This is a genomic window from Paenibacillus sp. FSL R7-0340 (assembly GCF_038002205.1).
Taxonomy (GTDB): domain Bacteria; phylum Bacillota; class Bacilli; order Paenibacillales; family Paenibacillaceae; genus Paenibacillus; species Paenibacillus polymyxa_B.
On record NZ_JBBOBY010000001.1, the window covers coordinates 456,342 to 482,115 of the forward strand.

The 25,774-nt window shown below is 48.5% G+C and carries 24 protein-coding genes; 17 read left to right on the top strand and 7 right to left on the bottom strand.

The genetic code is table 11. The features are described 5' to 3' along the window. Positions 1 to 206 precede the first annotated feature (206 nt). The gene (locus MKX59_RS02005; RefSeq protein ID WP_068939051.1) at positions 207 to 1,220 is read left to right on the top strand and encodes a LacI family DNA-binding transcriptional regulator; all 1,014 of its coding nucleotides are present in this window, start codon (positions 207 to 209) and stop codon (positions 1,218 to 1,220) included. 182 nt (positions 1,221 to 1,402) lie between these two features. Here MKX59_RS02005 and MKX59_RS02010 read toward each other — a convergent pair whose 3' ends face one another. Then, positions 1,403 to 2,359 carry a sugar kinase gene (locus MKX59_RS02010; protein WP_028540799.1) on the bottom strand — a complete coding sequence of 319 codons (957 nt, stop codon included), beginning with the start codon at positions 2,357 to 2,359 and terminating at the stop codon, positions 1,403 to 1,405. A 340-nt stretch (positions 2,360 to 2,699) separates the two neighbouring features. Here MKX59_RS02010 and kduI point away from each other — a divergent pair, with 340 nt between their 5' ends. The 8 genes from kduI to MKX59_RS02050 all read left to right on the top strand — a co-directional run bounded on the left by kduI (position 2,700) and on the right by MKX59_RS02050 (position 11,306). After that, on the top strand, positions 2,700 to 3,530 hold the full coding sequence (kduI, locus tag MKX59_RS02015; RefSeq protein WP_023990866.1) for a 5-dehydro-4-deoxy-D-glucuronate isomerase: 831 nt from the start codon (positions 2,700 to 2,702) through the stop codon (positions 3,528 to 3,530). Between the two features lie 79 nt (positions 3,531 to 3,609). Next, positions 3,610 to 4,254, top strand: a complete 645-nt coding sequence (locus MKX59_RS02020; protein ID WP_025683172.1) for a bifunctional 2-keto-4-hydroxyglutarate aldolase/2-keto-3-deoxy-6-phosphogluconate aldolase — start codon at positions 3,610 to 3,612, stop codon at positions 4,252 to 4,254. Positions 4,255 to 4,303: 49 nt separating this feature from the next. After that, a complete protein-coding gene (gene kduD / locus MKX59_RS02025) occupies positions 4,304 to 5,080 on the top strand; it encodes a 2-dehydro-3-deoxy-D-gluconate 5-dehydrogenase KduD (protein WP_071558081.1) in 777 nt (258 codons plus the stop codon). A 247-nt stretch (positions 5,081 to 5,327) separates the two neighbouring features. Further along, a complete protein-coding gene (locus MKX59_RS02030) occupies positions 5,328 to 6,566 on the top strand; it encodes a CynX/NimT family MFS transporter (protein WP_071558082.1) in 1,239 nt (412 codons plus the stop codon). Next, positions 6,547 to 7,698: a winged helix-turn-helix domain-containing protein gene (locus MKX59_RS02035; RefSeq protein WP_340857492.1), complete on the top strand. Its 1,152-nt coding sequence runs from the start codon at positions 6,547 to 6,549 to the stop codon at positions 7,696 to 7,698. The genes MKX59_RS02030 and MKX59_RS02035 overlap by 20 nt, the downstream gene beginning before the upstream one ends. Positions 7,699 to 7,790: 92 nt before the next feature. After that, the gene (locus tag MKX59_RS02040; RefSeq protein WP_160788417.1) at positions 7,791 to 9,152 is read left to right on the top strand and encodes an MFS transporter; all 1,362 of its coding nucleotides are present in this window, start codon (positions 7,791 to 7,793) and stop codon (positions 9,150 to 9,152) included. Positions 9,153 to 9,214: 62 nt separating this feature from the next. Continuing rightward, positions 9,215 to 9,805, top strand: coding sequence for a GNAT family N-acetyltransferase (locus tag MKX59_RS02045; protein WP_071558084.1), 591 nt, complete (start codon positions 9,215 to 9,217; stop codon positions 9,803 to 9,805). A 313-nt stretch (positions 9,806 to 10,118) separates the two neighbouring features. Then, the gene (locus MKX59_RS02050) at positions 10,119 to 11,306 is read left to right on the top strand and encodes a cation:proton antiporter (protein ID WP_068939041.1); all 1,188 of its coding nucleotides are present in this window, start codon (positions 10,119 to 10,121) and stop codon (positions 11,304 to 11,306) included. 158 nt (positions 11,307 to 11,464) lie between these two features. On the opposite strand, the gene MKX59_RS02055 is transcribed toward MKX59_RS02050, so the two are convergent. Further along, on the bottom strand, positions 11,465 to 12,100 hold the full coding sequence (locus tag MKX59_RS02055) for an NAD(P)-dependent oxidoreductase (RefSeq protein ID WP_160788416.1): 636 nt from the start codon (positions 12,098 to 12,100) through the stop codon (positions 11,465 to 11,467). 260 nt (positions 12,101 to 12,360) lie between these two features. On the opposite strand from MKX59_RS02055, the gene MKX59_RS02060 reads away from it, so the two are divergent. The 4 genes from MKX59_RS02060 (at position 12,361) to MKX59_RS02075 (ending at position 17,556) form a co-directional block, all read left to right on the top strand. Beyond that, complete coding sequence (locus MKX59_RS02060; protein WP_160788415.1) at positions 12,361 to 13,314, top strand: alpha/beta hydrolase; 954 nt, start codon at positions 12,361 to 12,363, stop codon at positions 13,312 to 13,314. 206 nt (positions 13,315 to 13,520) lie between these two features. Beyond that, complete coding sequence (locus tag MKX59_RS02065) at positions 13,521 to 14,078, top strand: glycerol-3-phosphate responsive antiterminator (protein WP_023990856.1); 558 nt, start codon at positions 13,521 to 13,523, stop codon at positions 14,076 to 14,078. A 56-nt stretch (positions 14,079 to 14,134) separates the two neighbouring features. Continuing rightward, on the top strand, positions 14,135 to 15,625 hold the full coding sequence (glpK, locus tag MKX59_RS02070) for a glycerol kinase GlpK (protein WP_068939037.1): 1,491 nt from the start codon (positions 14,135 to 14,137) through the stop codon (positions 15,623 to 15,625). A gap of 227 nt (positions 15,626 to 15,852) precedes the next feature. Continuing rightward, positions 15,853 to 17,556 carry a glycerol-3-phosphate dehydrogenase/oxidase gene (locus tag MKX59_RS02075; RefSeq protein WP_034095117.1) on the top strand — a complete coding sequence of 568 codons (1,704 nt, stop codon included), beginning with the start codon at positions 15,853 to 15,855 and terminating at the stop codon, positions 17,554 to 17,556. A gap of 115 nt (positions 17,557 to 17,671) precedes the next feature. Here the strand turns inward: MKX59_RS02075 and MKX59_RS02080 are convergent, their stop codons facing one another. Both MKX59_RS02080 and MKX59_RS02085 read right to left on the bottom strand, forming a co-directional pair. Continuing rightward, positions 17,672 to 18,349, bottom strand: a complete 678-nt coding sequence (locus tag MKX59_RS02080) for a CidB/LrgB family autolysis modulator (RefSeq protein WP_013312486.1) — start codon at positions 18,347 to 18,349, stop codon at positions 17,672 to 17,674. Further along, positions 18,346 to 18,717 (bottom strand): CidA/LrgA family protein, encoded by a 372-nt coding sequence (locus tag MKX59_RS02085; protein WP_013312485.1) that lies wholly within the window; start codon positions 18,715 to 18,717, stop codon positions 18,346 to 18,348. The genes MKX59_RS02080 and MKX59_RS02085 overlap by 4 nt, the downstream gene beginning before the upstream one ends. A 131-nt stretch (positions 18,718 to 18,848) precedes the next feature. Here MKX59_RS02085 and cidR point away from each other — a divergent pair, with 131 nt between their 5' ends. After that, positions 18,849 to 19,748 (top strand): cidABC operon transcriptional activator CidR, encoded by a 900-nt coding sequence (gene cidR, locus MKX59_RS02090; protein WP_023990853.1) that lies wholly within the window; start codon positions 18,849 to 18,851, stop codon positions 19,746 to 19,748. 105 nt (positions 19,749 to 19,853) lie between these two features. Here the strand turns inward: cidR and MKX59_RS02095 are convergent, their stop codons facing one another. Together MKX59_RS02095 and MKX59_RS02100 are read right to left on the bottom strand one after the other, a co-directional pair. Then, a complete protein-coding gene (locus MKX59_RS02095) occupies positions 19,854 to 20,027 on the bottom strand; it encodes an aspartyl-phosphate phosphatase Spo0E family protein (RefSeq protein WP_013312483.1) in 174 nt (57 codons plus the stop codon). 134 nt (positions 20,028 to 20,161) lie between these two features. Then, positions 20,162 to 21,238 carry a GGDEF domain-containing protein gene (locus MKX59_RS02100; protein ID WP_023990852.1) on the bottom strand — a complete coding sequence of 359 codons (1,077 nt, stop codon included), beginning with the start codon at positions 21,236 to 21,238 and terminating at the stop codon, positions 20,162 to 20,164. 168 nt (positions 21,239 to 21,406) lie between these two features. Between MKX59_RS02100 and MKX59_RS02105 the strand changes: the two genes are divergently transcribed. The 3 genes from MKX59_RS02105 to MKX59_RS02115 are packed head-to-tail and all read left to right on the top strand — an operon-like array spanning position 21,407 to position 24,924. After that, on the top strand, positions 21,407 to 23,779 hold the full coding sequence (locus MKX59_RS02105; RefSeq protein ID WP_034095115.1) for an ATP-dependent DNA helicase: 2,373 nt from the start codon (positions 21,407 to 21,409) through the stop codon (positions 23,777 to 23,779). Continuing rightward, a complete protein-coding gene (locus tag MKX59_RS02110; RefSeq protein ID WP_013312480.1) occupies positions 23,769 to 24,278 on the top strand; it encodes a MarR family winged helix-turn-helix transcriptional regulator in 510 nt (169 codons plus the stop codon). The genes MKX59_RS02105 and MKX59_RS02110 overlap by 11 nt, the downstream gene beginning before the upstream one ends. A 37-nt stretch (positions 24,279 to 24,315) precedes the next feature. Further along, on the top strand, positions 24,316 to 24,924 hold the full coding sequence (locus MKX59_RS02115) for a pentapeptide repeat-containing protein (RefSeq protein WP_028540785.1): 609 nt from the start codon (positions 24,316 to 24,318) through the stop codon (positions 24,922 to 24,924). Positions 24,925 to 25,004: 80 nt separating this feature from the next. On the opposite strand, the gene MKX59_RS02120 is transcribed toward MKX59_RS02115, so the two are convergent. Continuing rightward, positions 25,005 to 25,598 carry a hypothetical protein gene (locus MKX59_RS02120; protein ID WP_053326339.1) on the bottom strand — a complete coding sequence of 198 codons (594 nt, stop codon included), beginning with the start codon at positions 25,596 to 25,598 and terminating at the stop codon, positions 25,005 to 25,007. Between the last annotated feature and the right edge of the window lie 176 nt (positions 25,599 to 25,774).

The following is a 25,774-nucleotide window of genomic DNA, read 5'->3' on the forward strand; positions in this document are numbered from 1 at the left end:
TTACGTGGAGGCAGTTCAAGAGAACATCTTGAGCTGCCTCTTTTTGCTGCTGGAGAACCATACTTCTACACGGTGGCACGATAGGCAACTTTGAAGTTCGACTTATATCATAATGGCATTCATAAATAGAAGTATGGTAAATTTACTAAAAAAAAGATATACTTTTGTTGCACTAACGCAGTACATGAAAGACAAGGAGTGTACCGATGAAGAAGCCGACGATTGAGAATGTTGCCCAGAAGGCAGGAGTGTCTAAAAGCACTGTCTCGCAATTTCTGAACAAACGATATAAATATATGAGCGACCAGACCAGAGACCGGATTGCCGAGGTTATTCAAGAGCTGAACTATCAGCCTAACGGGCTGGCCCGCAGCTTGAAGCAAAACCGGACGTTTATGGTCGGGGTCATTGTAGCCAACATTGACTATACCCTTTCGATCCAGTCCATCCGTGCGATTGAGGAGGAATTGCAGCGTTTTGGCATTCAGGTGATCATTTGCAACGCCGATGAAAACCCGGACAAGGAGGGCCAATATATTGAGATGCTCAAGGCTCGGCAGGTGGACGGCCTGATCATCTTCCCGACAGGCAAGCATGCAGATATTTACAACCAGCTCATTCGTGAAAAGTATCCGTTAGTGTTTTTGGACCGTTTGGTAGACGGGGTGAATACGCGCAGCCTGCTGCTGGATAACGAAATGGCGATTAAGCTGGCGATTCAGGAACTTGTGGCTCACAAACATGAGCGAATTGCGCTGATTACTTTGCCCCTTGGCTTGAATCGGATTACTCCACGGGTGGAGCGGCTCAGCGGATACAAAAAGGCGCTGGAGGAGCATGGCTTGCCATTTCGAGAAGAGTATATGCGCAGTGTGCCGAGAGAAGAAATCCAGCAGACACTGAAGGAGTTGTTCCAGCTGCCAGAGCCGCCGACTGCGCTGTTGGCCGGGAATGATATTGTGCTAGCAGAAGCGCTGAAATATGTGAATGCCCGTCGTATACGCATTCCGGTGGAGTTGTCTATTATCGGGATTGACGATGCGGAGTTTGCCCATATTTACAATCCGCCGATTACGACTATTACACAACCGATTGCGGATATGGGGAAGCAAGCGGCAAAGACGCTGCTGTCCAGCATTGAGGAGGGCGGCGAATCGGTTCCGATTATCTACCGATTTGTACCGGATATTAATCGGGGAGAATCCGTCAAAACGCTGTAGACGAGCAATGTGTCATGTATTATAAAAATAGCCCGTATTCCTTTGTACGATCTGAGTATGCGTATGCTGCTCAGATCGTACAAACGCGAATACGGGCTATTGGAAGTTAAGGCTGACTTTGGATTCGGCCTTGTTGAGCTTGCGCTAATAGCGGTGAAGGCTATGCGGGGAATAAAACCGGATTAATTCGTGCTGGCGCTGAGCAAAAAGGATTCCAGCTCGGCTCGTGTCGGATAGCCGTCCATATCTCCAGCTGACATGACAGCCAGTGCGCCAAGGGCATTACCGCGTTTGACGGCCTCTGCCAGGGGCAAGCCCTCCAGTAGCGCGCTGATAACACCTGCGGCAAATCCGTCACCCGCGCCTACGGTATCAACAACATGCTCTACGCGGAAGCGTTTGACGTATCCCTCAGCATCTGCGGATTTGTAATATGCACCTTCGGTTCCCAACTTGATGATGACCAGCGAGGTACCTCGGTCAAGATAGAAGGAAGCGATATCCTCCGGTGAGGTGTAGCCTGTCAATATTTTACCTTCATGAATGCCGGGTAGAAGCCAGTCGCACCCCTCAGATGCTTCGTTAATCGCCTCCACCATCGTTTGCGTGTCAGGCCATAATTTGGGTCTGAGGTTCGGATCAAAGGATACGGTTTTGCCAGCCTTTTTCATAAATTGCCGCGCATGTCGTGCGAAATCACGGCACTCAGGGGAGAGGGCGACAGAAATACCTGTAAAATGCAGATGGCGAGCTCCGGAAAAGTAAGCCTCGTTAAAATCAGCGATGCTTAGTGTGGAGGCGGCGGAATGTTTGCGAAAGTATTCCACCTCTGGGTCCCCACTTGTAACTTTGGATTTAATCAGCATGCCGGTAGAGTGGTCTTTGGTAAACATGACGTTCTGGGTGTCGATCCCTTCTTGACGTAGCGCACTGGCAATGAACTTGCCGAACGCATCCTCGCCGAGTTTGGTCACGAGTCCCGCCCGTAGACCTAAACGCGCCAAACCGGCTGAAACATTCGTCTCTGCCCCGGCCAACGCTTTGGTGAATGAACGCACCTCATCCAGAGAGCCTGCTTCATTGGCATAAAACATGGCCATCGGTTCTCCGAAGGTAACAGCATCCAATGTTGCGGTCATTTGTATTCCTCCTTATGTTTAGTAAACTTAATCTGTAAGCGCATGCACCAACTGAATAAATTGAAATTATCACATAAATCGGTTTTTCACAATGATGAAGTTGATATATCTGTTAAAAACTTTTTGGGTAATATAGATAAAAAAATTCGATTTTGTTTATCAAAATGTGAAAATCGTGTAAAACTTCGTGTGTATTAAGGGTTTTTCTAGGATTAGTGAAGTTTTGGGTTGACACCCTCTTAGATAATTATTACAATTCTAGCTAAGAAGTAGAGTTAGAAACCGCTTTTATAACAATTCCGTTGATAAAAAAGTTTATCTAAACAGGAGGAATGTTTTTATGGAAATGCGTTATTCAACTCATCCCGAACATGCCAAGCATTTTACGACTGAAGAGTTGCGTCAGCACTATCTGATCCAGGAACTGTTTGTACCTGAGGAGGTAAAGCTGGTCTATACGCATGAAGATCGTGTCATTATCGGGGGCATTTATCCCGTGAATAAATCTGTTGCACTGGAAGGTAACGATCAAATCAAAGCGGAAACTTTCCTGGAGCGCCGCGAACTGGGTATTTTTAATGTCGGGGGCAGCGGTACGGTCAAGGTGGACGGTGAAACTTACGAGCTGGCCACAAAAGACTGTCTCTACGTAGGTAAAGGTGGTAAGGAGTTGATCTTTGAAAGCGATTCCAGTGAAAAGCCTGCAAAATTTTATATCGTTTCGGCCCTGGCTCATACCACATATCCGACGACAAAGCAGTCTTTTGCCGATGTACCGTCCGAAAGTCTGGGTTCGCAGGAAACAGCCAACAACCGTACGTTGCGTCGCTTTATCCATGATGAAGGCATTCAAAGTTGCCAATTGGTTATGGGGATGACGACGTTGGAGAACGGCAGTGTGTGGAACTCCATGCCGACACATGTTCATGACCGTCGTATGGAAGTGTATTTCTACTTTGAACTGGATGAGAATGCGAGAATGTTCCACCTGATGGGTGAACCGAACGAAACGCGCCATCTGGTGATGAAGAATGATGAAGCCGTTATTTCTCCACCTTGGTCTATCCACTGCGGTGCGGCTACGGGCAGCTATACCTTCATTTGGGGCATGGCCGGTGAAAATAAAACATACAAAGACATGGATCAGGTTGCCATGAGCGAGTTGCGTTAATCCGATCAGTGTGTTGGAGCGTAGACCTGCAAGCGGCTGAGGGTACATGATCATCCCATTCGTGGAAAGGATCAGGAACATGACGAAAAAGAAAGTTTTGGAACATATCACTTCAGTAGGTGTCGTCGCAGTCATTCGGGGAAACACGGCGGAGGAAGCATATCTAATGTCTAAAGCCTGCATTGAAGGCGGCTTGGATAATATTGAGCTTACATTTACGACGCCGGATGCGGATCAGGTCATTCGAAGATTGAGAGACGAATTTAAAGATCGGGCAGTGATTGGTGCAGGAACGGTATTGGAGTCACTGACGGCGAGAATTGCTATTCTGGCCGGAGCAGAGTTTGTCGTGAGTCCTTCTTTTGAAGAAGAAACAGCGAAGCTGTGCAACTTGTATGCGATTCCTTATATGCCCGGCTGTATGACGCTAAATGAGATCAAGGAAGCCATGAAATTGGGTAGTGATGTCGTGAAGTTGTTCCCAGGAAGTGCGATGGGGGCGGACTTTGTTAAGGCCGTCAGAGGTCCAATGCCTCATGTACAGATTATGCCAACCGGTGGCGTTGATCTGGACAATATGGAAACCTGGCTGCGTAACGGATGTGTAGCCGTGGGAATTGGGGGTAATTTGACGGCTCCAGCCAAAGAGGGTCGCTACGACTTGATCACAGAAAATGCAGCACGTTATGTAGCTAAATATAAGGAAGTACGCGCAGCGCTGTAGGCTTCAGGAAATATAGGTTTTTATACTAATTTGTGATGGAGGCGTAGGCATGGGTCTGGACAATTTTTCATTGGATTTTTTCAGTCTGAAAGGTAAAACGGCAATTGTAACAGGAGGCAACAGTGGTTTGGGTCAAGGGTATTCCGTAGCTTTGGCCAAAGCGGGTGCAGACCTGTTCATTGTAGCTAACAATGATGATTATGAAGAAACAAAACGTCTGCTCGAACCTACAGGTGTGAAGGTTGTCTTTCATGAGGCGGATCTGACGCAAAAAGAATCCATTAAAAAAATTGTAGAAGAATGCGTCAATGAATTCGGTAAAATTGATATCCTTGTAAACAATGCAGGTACGATTCGACGCGCCCCTCTGCTCGAGTATAAAGATGAGGATTGGGACGCTGTCATGGAGATCAACCTGAATGCCGTATATCATCTGAGCCAGGGAGTGGCAAAGGTGATGGTAGAGCAAAAAAGCGGGAAGATTATCAATGTCGCTTCTATGCTTGCTTTTCAGGGTGGCAAATTCGTTCCGCCGTATACAGCGAGCAAGCATGCGGTAGCTGGTTTGACCAAGGCATTTGCGAACGAGCTGGCAGTTCATAACGTTCAGATTAATGCCATTGCGCCGGGGTATATTGCTACGGCAAACACGGCTCCAATCCGTGCGGATGAAAGTCGCAATCAAGAAATCTTGTCGCGTATTCCTGCGGGTCGTTGGGGCGATCCGTCTGATTTGATGGGAGTTGTGGTTTTCCTCGCCAGTCAGGGTTCCGACTACATGAACGGTCATATCTTGGCGGTGGACGGCGGCTGGTTGGTACGTTAAGCAGCGCTGGTCGCATCGAAGTTTATGAACTGAAAGCTGCCTCCAAAGGAAACTATCCTTTCAGGCAGCTTTTATTTTTTCAATGAAGCTATATGGTGAACTTGAAGACTTGGGGCGCTGTGTCGATCCGTCCTATGCATATGGCACGAATGCCTTTATAATTTAATGAAATAAAAATTGCTAGGCTCCAGCCGTACACTTGGTTGGAGCCTTTGAGCATAATACAGATGGATTGGAGAATGGAGAGATGAGTTCACAGCAACACCAACGAGCTTTGGTATACAAATCTTTGTGGCATGCCGGTCCTTGGGTGCTTGCCGTAGGGATCATTCTGGTAGGTGCCAATCTGCGCGCCTCGATTACCTCGGTAGGACCTCTTATCGGTTTGATTAAGGATTCTTTGCATATTTCGAATACACTGAGTGGCCTATTAACGACATTGCCGCTGCTGGCTTTTGCCCTGTTGTCGCCTTTTGTAGCCAAACTGTCGCGCCGCTTCGGGTCGTCTCTTGTTATTTTTGCAGCCTTGCTGTTGTTGACCGCAGGTATTGTGGTGCGCTCAACGCTGGGGGTGACCGCATTATTTGTCGGGACCGCCATGTTGGGACTGGCTATTGCCGTGTGTAATGTGTTACTGCCCAGTCTGATCAAAGAGGAGTTTCCTCGCAACAGCGGACTAATGACCGGCGTATACTCAGTATCCATGAATGTGGTCGCAGCAACCGCATCTGGCCTGAGTATACCGCTGGCTATAAATGGAGGTATGGGCTGGCGAGGTGCTTTGGGAATATGGGCGATTGTGGGTGTCGTAGGTATTTTACTCTGGGTGCCCCAGCTCCTTAAGGCACGCAAAACAGCCAATAAAGCTGCAGTGTCTGCCCGAACCGTGAATGTATATACATCGTCTTTGGCTTGGAAGGTGACGCTGTTTATGGGGCTGCAATCTGCTCTGTTCTATGTTCCTGCCGCCTGGTTTCCAGAAATGATGAGCGGACAGGGAATGGATTCAGAGACTGCGGGATGGATGCTATCTGTGCTGCAGTTTTCGCAAATGCCATTTACCTTTATTGTGCCTATTTGGGCGGCACGGGTGAAGGATCAGCGGGTATTGGTTCTGATTATGGCTGCGCTGTATTTTATCGGTCTGGGTGGATTTCTGCTTGGAGCTACACAGTGGAGTGTGATTTGGGTCATTTGTATCGGTATAGCGGGTGGTTTTGCTTTCCCGTTAGTGATGATGTTCTTTAATTTGCGGACGCGGACACCGCAGCAGGCAGCAGAGCTGTCTGGTATGGCGCAATCCTTTGGTTATTTGCTAGCAGCGACCGGGCCGACACTGTTCGGTTATTTGCATGATGCGACACAAGGCTGGACAATTCCGCTGCTGCTGCTCTTGTGCCTGAGTGTTCTGCTTATGTTTATAGGGCTAGGTGCAGCCAAGAAACGATATGTCGGAGGCGAGGTGGATGATCAGACTGCAATTTGATGCAGACGGTTACAGTGTGATCTGTAATGCAGATCGTGTTATGTTGTTGGCTAAAGAGTTTGCGCTGTTGCGCTTTCTGTACGATAACCGGAATCAGGTGTTCACCCGGGAACAACTGCTGGATCGTGTGTGGCCGCTGGAGTATCCGGTGGAGCGTACGGTGGATGATCATATCTACAGATTGCGCAAAAAACTTAAATCATGGGATGTGCTCCGTATTCATACGGTCAGAGGGTATGGCTACAGCTTGACCTTGACTGACGTGCAGCCACAGAATCATCCGTCCTTGCACGATCAGGAGGTGCAGGACGCCGTACATGGACTATTCCGGAAATACCAGCTGTTGGGGCAGGGGAACTCCATCGTAGCGTTGGCTGCCCAGCAGGAGCAGATGGGTTTTGAATTGTCTGTCTTTTATCAAATGTATACCCGTTTTGTACAGGCGGATATGTCCTGGTTCTTGGAGCGGGAGGACTTTACACGCGCAGACCGACTGTATTGGATGCTGCTGCTATATATGTGCACAGCAGGGGTGACGGATGAGGGGCTTGCTCTATGTGAGTGTGCGCTTTCCAGCAGGCTGCTGTCCAGTGATCAGGAACGGGAATTACGCATTCTCAACATCCTGGAGGCTTATGTGGAAAATGGAAAACCTGAACGCGCACAGGAAGGTCTACCACTGACCTTGAGGGTCATGGAGCGGGATGATCTCAATAAATTTGTGATGCCTGTTGCACTGATGGAGATGTACATGCATCTGGCTTCCAATCATATGGAAAAGGCTGCGAAACTGTCTGATCGTCTGGAAGGCATGCTGTCGGAGGCTCCGTATTTACGCGAACTGGGCCGTTATCGCATGATGCGCGGACTTATGCTTTTACGTACTGGAGATGTGGGCAACGCCGAGCGGCTCATGGATGAAGGACTGGACACCCTTGATATGGCTAAACAGGAATTGCTAAAAATCAAAGCGATCTGCCAAATCCGCAGTTTTTTGAAGCTTTGCGGCTCCTATCCCATGCTGGAAGAGAAATATGCGGCTCAATATGATCGGCTTGACCGGGATAACAGTTTAACACTGCATCGTCCAGCGCTAAGGCGCTGGTTGGAACAAACACTTTCTGTCGTCTGATGTTTTTAGCTGTCTGATTTTCCTCTGATATAGACCCGCTAGAATGTTCTTATTGCTAAAGAAGCTGAAAATGAGAGCAGGGTGAGTAGATAATGAAGGAAAAGAAAGAACTGCAATCCACGCCTAGCATTTGGCGCAATGGCCGTTTTCGGCGGATGTTTGCGGCGCACACGGCTGCTTCCTTTGGCGATTGGTTTGATGCTATCGCCATTCAGGTGCTTGTTGCCTATCGCTGGGAAGCCGACCCTATGATGATTGCACTGATTCCGGTAGTGATGGCCCTACCGGGTCTGCTGCTGGGTTCCATCGCGGGCACGTTAGCCGACCGGGTACACAAGGCCAGGCTGATGATCGTATGCGATGCAGCTATTGCCTTATTGACGCTAGCAATTCTCGCCGTCCCGGGTCCGGTGTGGCTGCTGCCTTTGCTCGGTCTGCGCGCGGCCGCTGGCGTATTCCAAATGCCTTCACAGCAAGGCTTGACTCGCACGGTAGTCGCCAGCGACGACCTATTTCGGGCAACCTCGCTGAATGGGTTGGTCAATCAGGCCTCCAAAGTGGCAGGGCCATTACTGGGTGCTATGACCTTGACTGTGTTGTCCCCCCAGGCATGCATTATTCTCAATGCATTGCTGCGTCTCTGTTCCGGCCTGCTGCTGTGGCCGCTGCGCGGAATCGGTCCGGCGCTGGTCAGCGCAGACCAACAAGCTGTTGCAGCCGAGCAGCAAGGAAAGTCGGCTGCGCATACAGCGCCTGAGGCTGATGAAGCTAAGATGCGGGAGGAGCATGTCCGCGCATCTCGTTTTTTCAACCAATGGCGTGAGGGCTGGGCGTTCTTATGGCGCAGTCGAATGCTTTTGCATACGCTCATATTCGGACTTTTCGGCTTAATCGCCATTCTCATGATCGACTACCAGTTCCCTACATTGCTGCGAGTGCTCGCTCCAGGTAATGAATCGCTGCTTGGCTGGCTGGTTTCAGCCATTGGGGCTGGCGCCGTCGGCTGCATGCTTGTGCTTAATCGCTTGAATCGCATAAGCGCAGGCTGGGGGCTCGGTGGTGGATATGTGCTGGTTGGCGGAGCTATTGCTGCTTTAGGCTGGGCGCAACCTGGAACTGGATTGCCCGTACTGCTTATGATCGGGGCCGTGCTGGGCGTGGGCAACGGCCTGTACATTATCACCCAGAACTATATATTACAAGCCAAAACCCCTGCTGATATGGTAGGACGCGTCTTTGGTATCCAAAGTACCGTGATTGGAGCAATCATGGTCGTTTCACCGCTTGCCGGAGGAGTATTGATCCGAATAGCAGGGGCGGGCACGGCTTTTGTCTGGATCGGAATGACTGTTGGAATCCTGGGTTTGACGGGACTGTTGCTTCAATCTGTAATTTGGCGCGAGTCCCTCGCCGATTCTAGCCTGACTACGGAGCAAAATGCAGACCTTGCGTAGTCGATCTTGCGCAATAATTTGCTTTGATTTTCGTCATTTATATTTTTAGCATGGGAGAGATCATGATGACTCAACAAACTTCATCCTCAGAGCCTGTGGCACGGTTACTTGAAGGATCACGGGTATACTTGCGTCCCGTTAACGTAGAGGACACCGAGCTATACTATAATACATTGTTCGATCAGGATGTGCGGCGGCTGACAGGCACACAACGCAGCTTTACCAAGGATCAAATTGCCCGTTATATTGAAGCTAAAGGACAGGATGCCTCAAGCCTGCTTCTGTTGATTGCGCTTCGCGAAGATGATCGTGTCATTGGGGATATAGCCCTGCAGGATATGGACAGCTTGAACCGCAGCGCCAACATCCGTATTGCAATCAATGAGCAGGGAAATCAGGGGAAAGGCTACGGCACCGAAGCGCTTGTACTCATGCTGGGTTACGGATTTGGTATCTGTAATCTGCATCGGATTGAGCTGAATGTATTTGATTTTAATGAACGTGCCATTCGTTGCTATGAAAAAGTAGGCTTTCAGCGTGAAGGTGTACAACGGGATGCTTTATTCTACAATCATGAATACCATGATTCGATTCTGATGAGTATGCTGGACCACGAATACCGCGACCGCTATGTGAAAAAAGCAGAAAGTTAATTCAACACGTTTACACGGGTTTACAGAAGAGATATAATTAAAGGATAAAGTTGCTTGTTTGCGCAAGTATGACCGACAACATCAAATGAATATATGAATTACCGGAGGAGCCTGTCACCAAGGCTCCTTTATGTCTTTTTTAGGGGAACCTGTGCTGTATCTCGGGTTCCCCTTTTTATTTTGCGAGTTGTCCGTTAAGGTCAGACACATATTTTGCACGTTTGTTTTACACTTTATGATTATCAGTTTTCTTCAATATCGTGAATTATGCGCAGATGAGTTCAAGGATTAAACCAAAGGAGGTTATCAGCCTATGCAATTTATACTATATCTTCTGCTGATTCTGTTGTTCACAAAAGTCGCGGGTCATGTGTCTGTCAGACTCGGTCAACCAGCAGTGCTGGGAAAGCTGATCGCAGGAATTGTGCTGGGCCCAGCCGTATTGGGATGGGTTCAGAATGATTCGTTGATTCATAATATGTCTGAAATCGGCGTGCTGCTGCTGATGTTCATTGCTGGATTGGAGACGGATCTGGATCAACTTCGACGTAACTGGAAGCCTGCCGTAGCTGTGGCGGTTGGAGGTATTATTTTACCGCTAATTTGCGGTTTTGGTGTAGGGGAAGCCTTTGGATTCTCGGTGCATGAAGGCTGGTTTCTAGGAATTATTCTGAGTGCTACCTCTGTAAGCATTACGGTACAGGTACTCAAGGATATGAATAAGCTGAATACCCGGGAAGGCTCGACTATTCTGGGTGCGGCAGTGCTGGATGATGTGCTTGTCGTGGTGCTACTAGCGGTAGTAATGAGTATATTCGGTATGGGTGGAGAAACTTCGCTGGGGCTTCTTGTTGGCAAAAAGCTAGTTTTCTTCGTGGTAGCTATTCTGGGTGGCTGGTTCGTTGTTCCATGGATTATGAAAATACTTGCTCCACTCAAGGTGACTGAAGCAGTCATCACGACTGCGTTGATTATTTGCTTTGGGTTTGCGTATTTTGCGGATATGTTGGGGATGGCAGGTATTATCGGGGCTTTTGCGGCCGGGATTGCCATTGCACAAACCAGCTTTAAGCACGTCGTAGAAGAAAAGGTGGAGCCCATCGCTTATTCCATCTTTGTTCCTGTATTTTTTGTCAGCATCGGATTAAATGTTTCCTTTGAGGGAGTAGGGCAGCAGCTCGGATTTGTTGTTGTTTTGACACTGATTGCGCTGGTGACAAAGCTAATCGGGGGAGGTCTCGGGGCGCGGCTGACGGGCTTCGATAACCGTTCTGCCCTTGCGATCGGCTCCGGGATGATATCTCGCGGCGAGGTTGCACTTATTATTGCAGCTACCGGTCTACAGACGGGTCTGTTGGCACAGCAATATTTTACATCGGTGATCATTGCCATCATTCTGACGACCTTGGCTTCGCCTCCGATTCTCAAGCTGTGTTTTAGCGATAAGAGGGAGAGTTCCGCTCACGATATAGAAAAGAAGGTCAGTACTGACAAGTCATAACGAGAGTATCAACAGGTCATAACAAAAAGACCCTTCGGGTTCAGCTTCTCATAGCGTGCATGGAAAGTCTGATTTAGAGTAAAGCGGACTTTCCATGCAGCATAAGAAAATGGGCGAAGGGTCTCTTTTATGCTATAAACGCTGCAAGAATAGAAAAATTAAGACTCGGACACCACTGTGAAACGTTGGTTTAGATGTTGCGGTTTTTCGATTTCGTCCACTACGGCAACTGCATAATCTTCATAGCTGACATAGCTTGCACCTTTGGAATTAACCAACAGAGTGTCTTTTCCCACTTGGTAAGAGCCTGTACGTTTGCCCAGTGCAAATTCAGCGGAAGGACTAATGAAAGTCCAATTCAGGTCGCGGGTACCACGCAGAATTTCCAGGTTTTTTCCTTGGTTATTTGCTGTAGGGTATACGAAATCCGGGAAGCCAGGAGTATCTTTTACCAAAAGTGTTTGGGATTCATCAGTGAACAAGCTGCCTGCACCACCTACGACAATTAGGCGAGTACCGGATGCATTACGCAGGGCTTCAATCAGTACGTTACCTGCATCGACATGCAGATGCTCTTGTCCGAGTGGAGCGGCAAAAGCATTAACGACTACGTCAAAACCTTTCAGATCATCTGTTTTCAGATCAAAAACGTCTTTTTGTACTACAGTAGCACGGCTTTCCGTTACTTTAGCCAAGTCACGGACGATGGCGGTTACTTCATGTCCTCTGTCTAATGCTTCTTTTACGATATTACTTCCTGCTTTACCGGTTGCACCAATAACTGCAATTTTCATAATAGATAGCCTCCTATAAATATGATTTGGATGATTCATTAGTTTGATCGTAAGTGTACCTGGTACATTTACGAACTTTAATATGTAACTATTATAGTTACAATATAAAATAAAAGTCAAGCTCTTCTGTTGGGCAAACTAAAGTCCTCCGATTGGAAAGAGAGGAACTCGTTTAAATATATAAGGTGAAACTGAATGAGCCAACTTAAGCCATATTGGATAAATGTAGACCACAGATAAGAAAGGAAGAGTGAAACGATATGAGTAAAAAAGTACAGCTTGAACCCGCAGCACAGAAATTTGCAGATGATAATGCCAAGCCTCCGTTTCTATATGATTTGGGTCCTGAAAAAGGACGTGAAACGGTCAATGAGGTTCAATCCGGTCCAGCAGACAAACCCGCCGCAGATGTAGAAGATCTGTCTATTCCAGGTGGGCCTGGCGGTGAGGTGAAGGTCAGAATTGTTCGTCCACAACAGGTGACAAGCGATCTCCCGGTCATTGTATATATTCATGGAGCAGGCTGGGTATTCGGTAATGCCCATACGCATGATCGTCTGATTCGTGAATTGGCAGTCGGCTCACAGGCAGCCGTTGTATTCCCGGAATACAGCTTGTCACCTGAAGCTAAATATCCGACGGCGATTGAGGAAATTTACGCGGTCGTTCAATGGGTGGCACAGCATGGGCGCGAGCATGGATTGAAGCCCGATACGCTGACGATAGCCGGAGACAGTGTCGGCGGTAACATGACCGCGGCCGTAACGCTGCTGGCCAAAGAACGCAGTGGTCCTTCCATCCGGCAGCAGTTGTTATTTTATCCGGTGACGGACGCTTCCTTTGATACGGAATCATACCAGGAGTTCGCCACAGGATATTTCCTGAGCCGCGAAGGAATGCAATGGTTTTGGGATCAATATACGACGGATCCCAACGAACGAGCGCAGATCACGGCGTCCCCGTTACGTGCCACCACAGAACAGCTCAAAGGGCTACCGCGTGCGCTGGTCATTACAGGCGAGGCCGATGTGCTGCGCGATGAAGGTGAGGCCTATGCGAACAAGCTGCGTGAAGCGGGGGTAGATGTGACCGCTGCACGTTTTCAGGGCATCATCCACGACTTTGTGATGCTGAATCCATTGTCGGAAACAGCAGCCAAGCGCGGTGCGATCACGCTCGCTACCTCATGGCTGCGCCAAGGGTTTGAAGGCTAGTACACTATAGAGCATTTTAAGGGTGCCGTCGTGTGATTTGATCCAGTTTTTTGAACGATTAGGCTGTCTTCTTCCTGCTGACATCTATTGCAGGGAAGGCAGCCTTTATACATATCTGCAATGAAACCGCTTCACCTTCGTCGAACAGAGTGATAATATAAAATTTGAACGAGTTTGACCGACATTCAGCTTTAAGGGGGATATCCATGCCATTTCAGGGACAACGCATTTTACCTGCAGCTAAGCATATGAAGCAGCTGGAGGGTATTTTGGACAGCTCTTATGAGTATGCGGTTTTTCTGGATACGCATGTAGCGCAGCTGCGCAACCTGTACCAGATGGCTAGGAGTCGCAGCAAGCAAATGCTTCTGCATGCCGACCTGGTGCAAGGCTTGAAGAATGACGAGTATGCGGCTGAATATTTGTGTCAGGAAATTAAGCCGTTTGGGATTATTTCGACCCGATCCGGGGTGATTGCAACCGCTAAAAAGAAAGGGATTCTTGCTGTACAGCGGGTGTTCCTGCTCGATACGATTGCGCTGGAAAAAAGCTACGCGCTGGTGGAAAAAACACGACCTGATTATATTGAGGTGCTGCCCGGTGTTGTTCCACCTATGATTAAGGAAGTCAGCGAACGCACGGGCATTCCCATTTTGGCGGGCGGACTTATTCGCACCCCAGAGGATGTGGAAGCGGCGTTGGCTGCGGGAGCCACAGCAGTTACGACCTCCAATAAACAACTGTTCGAGCATTATAAGCAATAGCTTTTATTTGAATCAAGTGGGCATCATAACATTATAAGCAAGGAGATCGGGAAGTGATGGAGCAATACATTCTTGCCTTGGATCAGGGCACAACCAGTTCGCGGGCCATCTTGTTTGATCGGCAGGGAAAAGTGGTATACAAGGCACAACGGGAGTTCCCACAGTATTTTCCCCAGCCGGGGTGGGTAGAGCAAAACGCAAATGAAATATGGAGCTCTATTTTGGCCGTCATCGCCTCCTGCCTGTCGGAATCAGGTGTGAAAGCCAGCCAAATTGCCGGGATTGGTATTACGAATCAACGGGAAACCGTAGTGGTGTGGGATAAACATACAGGTCTGCCTGTATATCATGCGTTGGTATGGCAGTCACGGCAAACAGCCGGGATTTGCGAGGAATTGAAAAGCCGTGGATTTGATCGTATTTTTCATAGCAAAACGGGACTACTCATTGATCCCTACTTTTCTGGGACTAAGGTCAAATGGATACTCGACAACGTCGAAGGAGCACGAGCTCAAGCGGAGCGCGGGGATTTGCTGTTTGGTACGATTGATACCTGGCTAATCTGGAGATTGTCCGGTGGTAAAGCACATGTAACGGACTACTCCAATGCGGCCCGCACACTCATGTACAACATTTATGAGCTAAAATGGGATGAGGAGCTGCTGGATATTCTCGGCGTTCCTGCGTCTATGCTACCAGAGGTGAAATCATCTTCTGAGATATATGCGCATACGGTGGATTATCACTTTTTTGGGCAGGAAATTCCTATTGCCGGAGCGGCGGGCGATCAGCAAGCAGCTCTGTTCGGTCAGGGATGCTTTGACAAGGGCATGATTAAAAATACATACGGTACGGGATGCTTTATGCTGATGAATACCGGAGATGAACCCTGTGACTCGGAACATGGACTGATTACGACCATTGCATGGGGGCTGAATGGTCAGGTAAAGTATGCGCTGGAGGGCAGCATTTTTGTAGCGGGATCTGCTATTCAGTGGTTGCGTGACGGGCTGCGCATGTTCCGCGAGGCCACAGATAGTGAAGCGTATGCGGCGCGTGTGACCTCGACGGAAGGGGTATATTTTGTCCCGGCCTTTGTAGGTCTAGGCAGCCCGTATTGGGACAGTGACGTGCGCGGCGCGACATTTGGTTTGACGCGGGGAACAACCAAGGAGCACTTTATACGAGCGGTACTGGAATCGCTGGCCTACCAGACTAAAGATGTCCTAACTGCCATGGCGAGCGATTCGGGTGTACCTGTGCGCTCATTGCGTGTAGATGGAGGTGCAGTGATGAACGAGTTCCTGATGCAGTTCCAGAGCGATATTCTCGATCTGCCTGTAGAACGACCTGCTGTGAACGAGACAACTGCACTCGGTGCGGCGTATTTAGCAGGGCTGGCAGTTGGGTTTTGGAGCAGTCTGGATGAAGTCCGGGGATATGCGCAGAGTGATCATACCTTTACTCCGTCCATGAGTGAGGACATGCGGACTGAGCTTTATGGTGGTTGGAAAAAGGCAGTTCATGCCGCAATGGCGTTCAAGTAGAGACGGTTATGCGATAGAAGGCAGCCATCTGGCAACAGGCAGATTTCCCTTTTCATAGCGTACCGTGTGTGCTACGATATAGATAAGTTAATACTCGTCAGGAGACTTGGAGAGACCATGAACCGCTCGGCATCCGCCGCAGCGATGTTCGTGGTCTTTTTTTGTACCTTATGATGATTCATTTGCAGATGGCATCGTGAATATATACAAAGCTGGAGGGATAAATGATGGGAGAACAGGGATTTGCTGCGCAGGAGAGAACCGCTGTTTTGGAACGTATGGGACATGAGCATTTTGATATTTTAATCATTGGCGGCGGCATTACAGGGGCGGGTATTGCGCTGGATGCGGCGGATCGTGGTTTGAAGACAGCATTGGTGGAGATGCAGGATTTCGCAGCGGGTACGTCCAGTCGCTCGACCAAGCTAGTGCATGGTGGTCTTCGTTATTTGAAGCAGTTTGAAGTTAAGATGGTAGCCGAGGTCGGGAAGGAGCGGGCAATCGTATTCGAAAATGGTCCACATGTGACCATACCCGAGCGTATGCTACTTCCTTTTCACAAGGGCGGCACGTTTAACGCATTCACCACCTCTGTCGGGCTGCTGGTATATGATTTCCTTGCTGGTGTTAAGCGTAGTGAGCGCCGCCGCATGCTGGACATCCAAGCTACACTAGAGCGCGAGCCTTTGCTGAAGCGTGATGGACTGAAGGGAAGCGGCAGCTATGTAGAGTACCGCACAGATGACGCTCGCCTGACGATTGAGGTCATGAAGGAAGCTGTTACACGAGGGGCGCTGGCGGTGAACTATGCCAAGGCTGACAAGCTGCTGTATGACGAAGGACGAATAAGCGGTGCAAGCGTAACGGACCGGGTAACGGGAAAACCATACGAAATTCGAGCTTCGCTGGTTATTAATGCAGCCGGACCATGGGTAGACACGTTACGGGAAATGGATCGCTCCAAAGAGGGCAAGGTGCTTCGCCTGACGAAAGGTATTCACCTGGTGTTCGATGCTGAGCGCTTTCCGCTTAAACAGGCAGTGTACTTCGATACACCGGATGGACGCATGGTATTTGTCATCCCACGTGATGGAAAAACCTATGCAGGTACGACCGACACGGTGTATGAGGGGGATACGGCGCATCCCCGGATGACCGCCGAAGATCGGGCCTATGTGCTTCAAGCGATCAACGGAATGTTTCCGGATGTAAAGCTGACTGTTACGGATGTAGAATCCAGTTGGGCAGGGGTACGGCCGCTCATTTATGAAGACGGTAAAAGCCCTTCGGAAATTTCACGCAAGGACGAAATTTGGGAATCCCGTTCAGGTCTGATCACGATTGCAGGCGGCAAGCTGACGGGCTACCGGAAAATGTCCGAACTCGTCATGGATCGTGCGGTACGGGAGCTGGGGCGCTTGCATGGGCAGAGCTTCCGGGCATGCCGCACCAGACATATCCCGATTTCGGGTGGCAGCGTAGGAGGCTCAGCGGGCTGGGACGCGTACGTAGGTAAGCAAACCGCAGCAGGTGTTGCGCTCGGCCTGTCGCCGGATATAGCTAGAGCATGGGCTACCCGCTATGGCTCCAACACAGAGCGATTGTTTGCCATAGCGGCACAGAGCATGAAGGAGGCTACCGAGAAGGAAGCGGCGCTGCCTGTGGAAGTGCGTGCCCCGCTCCTGTATGCGATGGAACAGGAAATGACAGTGACACCGTCTGATTTTTTTATACGCCGAACTGGGGCTCTGTTCTTCCAGATTGACGAGGTGAAGCGCTGGAAACAGCCCGCCATTGCATTGATGTCCGAACATGCAGGCTGGAGCGCCGCGCAAGAACGACAATATACGGCTGAGCTGGATGCTTACCTGTATGAAGCTGTAACGCCTGTAGAGGTAGAGGTGAAACCCGGTGACGTTAAAGCTATTTGAGGCCGCGAGGGATATATATCCTTGAGCCATCCATTGCTTTGAGACATGGACTGAAAGCAAAGAAGCAGCGATTCTTCATAACAAGAGAATCGCTGCTTCTTTGTATACAGATGGCTTACAGCATCAAGTGGAACAGGAACGGGGCAGCCGCCAAGGTAAAGAGAGCGGCGAGCACCATCGAGATGCTGGATATCGTCCCCGTCAGCGAACTGAACTCGAATGCTTTGGAAGTGCCTGTACCATGAGCACCGGTACCGAGCAGCACCCCACGTGAGACTTCATTTTCGATACGGAACAGTTTTACAATCATCGGACCGATAATAAGACCGCTCAATCCGGTCAGAATAACGAATACAGCCGTGACCGTCGGATTGCCGCCAATCGTTTGCGATACATTCATCGCAATGGGCGTCGTAATGGAGCGAGGAATCAGGCTGCTCAGCAGCGAAGAATTCAGGTGCATCCACTTAGCAAGCGCCATGGAGGACAACACGGCTACAACAGACCCAGACAGCACGCTAAGCACGATTTGGGTCGCGTGTTTTTTTAACACAGGGAAATATCGGTACAAAGGGACAGCAAATGCAATCGTAGCTGGCTGTAGCAGCATGGACAGCAAGTGAGCGCCCGAATTATAAGAACGGTAGTTCACACCCGTCAGCGTCAAAATCAAAATGATAACAATAGGTGTAATGAGCAATGGAGACAAATACACCTTGGGTAGTGTGCGGTACATGCGTTTGGCCATCCAGTAAATAGCGAGTGTCAATACAATACATAGAAGACCGGTCATGATGATTTATGCTCCTTTCGTTTACCAAGCAGACTAGCGACCATACCTGTGCAGGCCATCACCAGAAAGGTGCCGAGCAACACGACCAGCATAATGCTCATACCATCGTGTTCCAGCATCGGCCAATAATTCATAACGCCGACAGCGGAGGGAATAAAGAATAATAGCAGCTCGGCCAGCAACCAGTTTGCGCCAACTTCAATCCAGCTTAGCCGGACTAAGCCGGTTTGCAGCAGAATAAAAAGGATCAGCATACCAATGATACTACCGGGTACAGGCAGGTGGAGCCAAGAGACTACCGCGTTCAGGATGAGCGAAAAGGCCATCAGGACGGCGATCTGGAGGACACCGCGTATGAAGCTTTTCATATATAATGGCTCCTATCTTTGAGATCGGTTATTTTCAAACTGTAATGAAATTTTACATCACAAGCTTTCATGAGTAAAATGCATATAAAGAATGTAATCTATTCCGTTTGTCTATGGGAGAAGGTGTAGCTTTGGATATCCGACATTTACAATACTTTTTAGAAGTCGCGCGGTTGCGTAGCTTTACAAAGGCAGCCCAGAGCATGTTTATTACCCAGCCGACGATCAGTAAGACGATTAAAAGTCTGGAAGATGAATTGGGGGTCGCTTTGTTCGACCGAATTGGCAAAAGAATCGAACTGACGGACGCGGGAAAGGTAATTGAGCTTCAAGCACAAGCGATTGTAAAGTCCTTTCAAAGCCTGTCCTCGGAGCTGAGTGATTTGATGAACCTGAAAAAGGGACATATCCGTATTGGCCTGCCCCCTATGGTCGGATCAAGCTTTTTTCCGCGTGTCATTGGAGAATTCCATAAGGCATATCCTGATGTGACTATTCAATTATTTGAGGACGGAGCGAAGAAAGTGGAACAGGACGTAGAAGCCGGGGCATTGGATATCGGGGTGATTGTGCTGCCTGCGGTTGGAGATATGTTTGAGACATTTCTGTTTGTGGAGGAAAAGCTGAATTTGCTCGTTCATCCTACGCATGCACTGGCAGAGTGCAAGGAGGTACCATTATCTGCGTTGGCGGAGGAGGCGTTTGTACTGTTCCGTGAGGATTTTACGCTGCATGACCGTATCATTGCGGAATGTGTTCGTGCTGGCTTTCAACCGCGTGTAGTCTACGAAAGCTCACAATGGGATCTGATTAGCGAAATGGTTGCTGCAAACCTGGGAGTAGCACTGTTGCCGGAGGCTATATGCCGAGATCTGGATTCCGAGCGCTTGCGTGTTCTTCCATTGGTGGACCCCGTCATACCTTGGCATTTGGGGATGATCTGGCGGAACGATCGTTATCTGTCCTTTGCCGCCAGAGAATGGATATCGTTCACACAACAATTGTTGCGGACGGAATATGGCGGAAAATAGTCAGTCAACAAGAAGGTGAGTACGATGCAGAGGTGCACCGAAGGAGGACGAATACTGCTTACATCATAAAAAAGCTGCCCTGAGGGGCAGCGATGTAGCTTGCTTCTATGAGTGTGTTTGGTTTATTGCACGCTTGGTGTGAAGGTACTTGTCCATAATACGGTCAAGTCTGGAGGATTTGTCCAATACACGTTCATCTTTTAATCCGTGTAAGTCAGCCATGCGATTCAGTTCACGGCGTTCTTTTTCCATGAGTTTTTCCAATTGTTCGAGGTTCACAAAGCCCACCCCCCATGTCGATTGTAAGGCATGTCTCCACTAGCGGCAGAAGTTTTTTTGATAACGATGTTATTTCCATTTTACCACTTTTTATTAACAATAATCCAGCTTTCCTGACATTTAGCGACTAATATTTATGGTTTTGCCAGTTTCACCTGATTGCGTCCTGAACGCTTAGCTTCATATAATGCCTCATCTGACTTTTCCAGTAAGTGCCTCGATGCAATGACAGGTGAACTGCCTGCTCCAATGGATACGGTTAGAGAGATCGAGGTTCCGTCATTCAAAAGAAAACGTTCATTTTCCACAGCTTTCCGAATCTTTTCGGCAAAGCTTGCTGCTTTCTGACTATCGCAATTTCCAATCAGAATGGCAAATTCCTCTCCGCCTTTACGGGAGGGGTACGCCCTCGTTGTAGATTCCCGGATTAACAGCATTCCTAATTGGCTTAAGACGGTATCTCCGTTCAAATGACCATACGTATCATTAATATTTTTAAAGTGGTCAATATCCAGCATCACGAGTCCAAAGGGCTGTTTTGTAGTCTTGGAAGTATGAAAGACCTCTTCGAATAGCGCATCGAAAGCACGCGGACTGTAGAGTCCGGTTAAATGATCCCGATTTGCAGCTTCTTCCAGCAGATGAACAGCTCGTTCTGTTTTTTTGATATGGGACATCATAAAATAAGTGAACAGGCCGCCAAGTAACTTAACGGTTGTGATTATTATCATAGATTCATTATCAGGAGGATTAACCACATAGAAAGTAGATAACAGTGACACTACAGCAGCTCCAAGCACAGCCGACATCCACTTGCGGAGTGTTAGGCTTTTTTCTCGAATAAAGATAAGTGAAATGCCCAGTGTCATGAAGCAATTGACGGTAGCAGTCAGAGAAACATCTGTCCAACCACCTGTGATGTAAATACGGTACAGGCTTATGATCAAGGTAGTCAGCAGACCGGATACCGATCCTCCCATATAAACAGAAATGATAATCGCCAATTGGCGCAGATCGACCACAAAGTGCCCACGGATCCATAAACCGGTCATCATTAACAGAATGCCAAACAGACCCAGCATTAAACCGTTCATTACCCGATAAATGAATACATGTTTTTTTAGGTAACGCTCATATTTCCGGAAAAATAAATTTCCAAAGAATAAGAAGCTTGTTAATAACGCAAAATTGTTAATTAATTCTTTTAACATATCCCTATCCTTTATGCTGAAATGAGAGTTGTAGTATCGTGGGGAATAAAGCAAAAGGCCTCGTTTCTATATTTCGGTAAAAAGTAGGCATGAGTGAATACCAATCGACCACAAACGATTCTTATGTCCCTTACGTTTCGTTTATCTACGTGGTACAGTGAAAGGACTATGACCGGAACGGGTGATCGTATGAAGGAACCAATTCACATATCGGTGCGTCCTCTTGTGGAGTATGTGCATCGGAGCGGCAGCATTCATAGCGGCTTTCGCTCGAATAGCAGTATGCTCGAAGGAACTCGCGTGCATCAGGTTATCCAGAAAGGTTACAAGGAGCATGACCGCAAAGAGGTACATTTACGTACAGAAATTTCGTATAAGGACGAATTGTTTATCATTGAAGGTCGCTGTGACGGACTGATTGAGCTGGATGGCGTATGGACGGTTGATGAAATTAAATCGATCTCTTTGCCCCTCGAAGATATTCAGGGTGACGGTCAACCCGTACACTGGGCACAAGCATTTCTGTATGCCTATATGATTGCTCGTGAGGAACAACAGCATTCCATGCAGGTCCAGCTTACTTATGTACAGGCACACAGTGAAGACATTCGCCGATTTAGGCGCGAGCTATCCTTTGCTGAGCTAGAAGCTTTCGCACAAGAGATGATTGCTGGTTATGCACCGTATGCATTCCTGCTGAGAGCACATGCGGAAAAGCGGGATGCCAGCATTGCTATGTTGAACTTTCCCTTTGATACGTATCGTTCGGGTCAGCGAACTCTCGCGGGTTCGGTGTACAAGACGATTGCCGAAGGGGTTAACCTGTTTGCCAAAGCACCTACAGGTATTGGTAAAACGGTATCCACCTTGTTTCCTGCGATCAAGGCTATCGGTGAGGGCCAGGTTAGGCGAGTATATTATGTGACGGCTCGTACCACGACTCGGGCAGCAGCCGAAGAAGCTTACGCTAGAATGCAGGCCCAAGGGCTGCACATGCATGTGGTGACTTTGACTGCGAAGGATAAAATTTGCTTTAAGGATGAAAATGATTGTGATGCTGGATCATGCAGCATGTGCGAGGGCTATTACGACCGGATCAACGGTGCGGTATCCGATATTTTGGCGAATGAGACGTTAATGACCCGGGCGGTGATTGAGCATTATGCGCGCAAGCATAAGGTATGTCCCTTTGAATTTTCGCTGGATGTGGCGTATGCCTCGGATGGTATAATCAGTGATTATAATTATGTTTTCGATCCACGGATTTCTTTGAAAAGATTGCTGGAGGAGCACAAGCGAAAAGGTGTCGTACTGGTGGATGAGGCGCATAATCTGGTAGAACGCGGTCGGGACATGTTTTCGGCGGAAATTTTGAAATCTTCTTTTTTAGAACTGAAACGAGAATTTAAGTTGCTAAGCCCAGAGATTGCTGCGGCTGCGAGTGCAGTGAACGCACATATGATTACGCTGCGCAAGCAATATGCAGATACAGGAAAAGCAGTGGAGACAGTAGCACCGCAAGAGGTGCTGGAGCTGTTGGTGCCTTTTGTGGAAGCAGCTGAACGTGAACTGGTGACGGGGGGCAGTACAAGCCACGCAAGCGGGGAGGGTACGGCTTATGCATTGCTTCTAGATACGTATTTTACCGCTCAGAATATGCTGCGCATTGCTGCTTTATACGATGAACGATACGTTACTTATGTGGAAGCGGGGCGCAGTGAAGTGAGGGTCAAGCTGTTCTGCCTCGATCCTTCTCACTTGCTGGGACAAGCTATTAAGGGCTACCGCTCAGCCATTTATTTTTCCGCAACGTTGACACCGCTTGCTTATTACCGGGACATGCTCGGAGCAAACGAGGAAGATTATACGTTACAGGTTCCTTCCCCCTTCCATCAGGAGCAGTGGGATGTACGTCTGCTGCCGCTCTCCATCCGTTATCGGGATCGTGAGCGTTCCAAAGGGGCGATTGCGGATATGCTGGCTGCATTGGTTGTAGAACGGAAAGGAAATATCCTTGTATTTTTCCCGTCCTATCCATATCTGCGTGAGGTGTATGAGGAGTTCATGCTTCGGGACGTGTCCGCAAATACGTTGGTACAAAGTCCGGGGATGACCGAACCAGAGCGGGATCGATTTCTAGAGGCTTTCCAGCCTGGGCAAGAGCACACCTTGCTTGGCTTTGCCGTACTGGGTGGTGTGTTTGCTGAAGGTGTCGATTTACCTGGGGATCGCTTAAATGGGGTAGTGATTGTCGGCGTCGGCTTGCCGCAAATTGGAGCAGAGCGGGATGTGCTGCGGGATTATTTTTCCGAACAGGGACGGAATGGTTTCAACTATGCGTATGTATATCCAGGGATGAACAAGGTTCTTCAGGCAGGTGGCAGACTTATTCGCACAGAGCACGACGAAGGATTGTTGGTCCTGGTAGATGATCGTTTTGCCAAGGAACCGTATGCTTCTTTGCTGCCAGACGAATGGAAAAGCTACCGTCTGACGGAACAAGCGGGATTAAGGAAGGAATGGATAGACTATGAACTTTAATTTTCATAATGACTCCATACGCGGGGTGCTGCGTAGCTTTGGACATGAAGATGCCGAAGTGGATAATATAGAGACTTTTGTGACATTTGCGCGCTTGGCTAACGGTATTTTCAGAGAAATGGATACCGATTTTAGCAAGTTGGGGGCTTCTCAGGGCCGGATTATTGTTCTTAGCCTGTTGCATTGCCATTCGCCGCATCGCATGACACCATCAGAGTTGGCGGAAAAAGCTGATGTGACGCGTGGAACCATGACGGGGCTGATCGACGGATTAGAGCGAGATGGCATGATTGAACGTGTGGCTCATGAGAGTGACGGGCGGATGGTGACTGTCGGATTAAAGGAGGCAGGACGAGAGCTGTTAAGTAAGATAGTCCCTTATTATACGAAGTTAATTCGGTCGTGCATGTCTGAGTTTACGCCGCAGGATCATAAGATGATGAAGGGTTTACTGGGAAAAATGAAAGGCGGTTTTGAGCGGTCCTTGCCAAAATGCTGAATTCCTAATATAAGGAATAAGGAATAGGAGAGAGAACATGTTCTTTTATACAGATGAGGTCTATGAAGCCCGTGATTTTGGATCAATGGATGCCAGAGAAGGCGAGTGGAGAAATTGCGAGTTTACCCGATGTCGCTTTCGGGGTGTGGAGATGAATGAGTCCCTCGTGGAGGGCTGTACTTTTGTGGACTGTGATTTTACCGGAGCCATTCTGAATGCATCTCACTATAAGGAGTCGGCTTTTACCAATTGTTTGTTCACCAGCGCCAATCTGTTTGTAGTCCGGTTTGATAACTGCAAGCTGGTAGGTTCAGATTTTGCAGGGGCGAATATGGATGGTATCACAATTACGGGCGGAGACTGGTCTTATACGAATTTGCGTCATGCAGATTTAAGAAAACAAGATTTGCGAAAAATACGATTCAAGGAAGCTGACTTATCCGAATGCAATTTGGAAAAAGCAGATTTGCGGGAGGCGGATCTTACCCGAGTAAGACTGCACAAAGCCCATCTTCAAGGAACAGACCTGCGCGGTGCGAAGATGGATGGCGTGAATTTTAAAGATCTGGACATCACTGGAGCCAAGCTGGATATCGAGCAGGCAGTAGCGGTAGCTCGCTCCTATGGAGCCAAGGTGGAAGGCTAAAAAGCACGGGATACAGGAGCTGTCTCGATCTGCAGTACCCCGTGTGGGTGAAATGGATGATTGACTTGAATTTGAAGGACTTAATCTTTAGTGGATGCTGGCAGTAGTGGAATTGCTGCTTCCGGGTCCCGGTTTGGCAAATGATCAACTCCCACAGGTTCCAGAGGCTGCTGTGGAACCGTCCAGTTGCGCGCGATATCTGCCGCAGTTCGCTGCTCCAGCAAGCGTTTGGCTACTTCATAACATTGATCGACATGCCGATTGCCAATGGTTCGCATAGCAGTAAAGCCAATTGCCGCGGCTAGCCCTTGCCCCAGAAGGGGGACAAACTTGCTAACCTGCTTGGTAGCGATGCGAATGCCCATTTTTTGCAAAATCTGCACGATGGCTTCACGAGTAATGAGTCGCCCGATCAGCTTGCTGCCAATTGAGGTGATGAAACCATACACCATGGATTTTGTTTCTGCGTCCAGACCTTCCAGCTGCTTCTCAGATAATCCGAATTTTCCATTAATGGCTGGCAGTAGCTGCATCAAAATGCCAACATCAGCAAGAACGTCAGCCCCTGGAACTGGAACTAATACCGCTCCACCTGAAGCCGCAGCCCTTTTCGTCACCATGGATTTACATTCTTTACGGATCTGCTCCAACTCTTCTATTGTTCGGGCTGTCATATGCATCTCTCCTTCATACGCTTCCGATTAGGACCCACGATTCTACCCTGTTATTACACACATTTCTACCTTTCTTAAGCATGGAGTAAGCAAAAAATCGCTGATTCACGCACTATCCCACATTTACTCCTGTGAAGCGATCAGGCATAATGAAGGATGGTTGCCGATAAGAACAA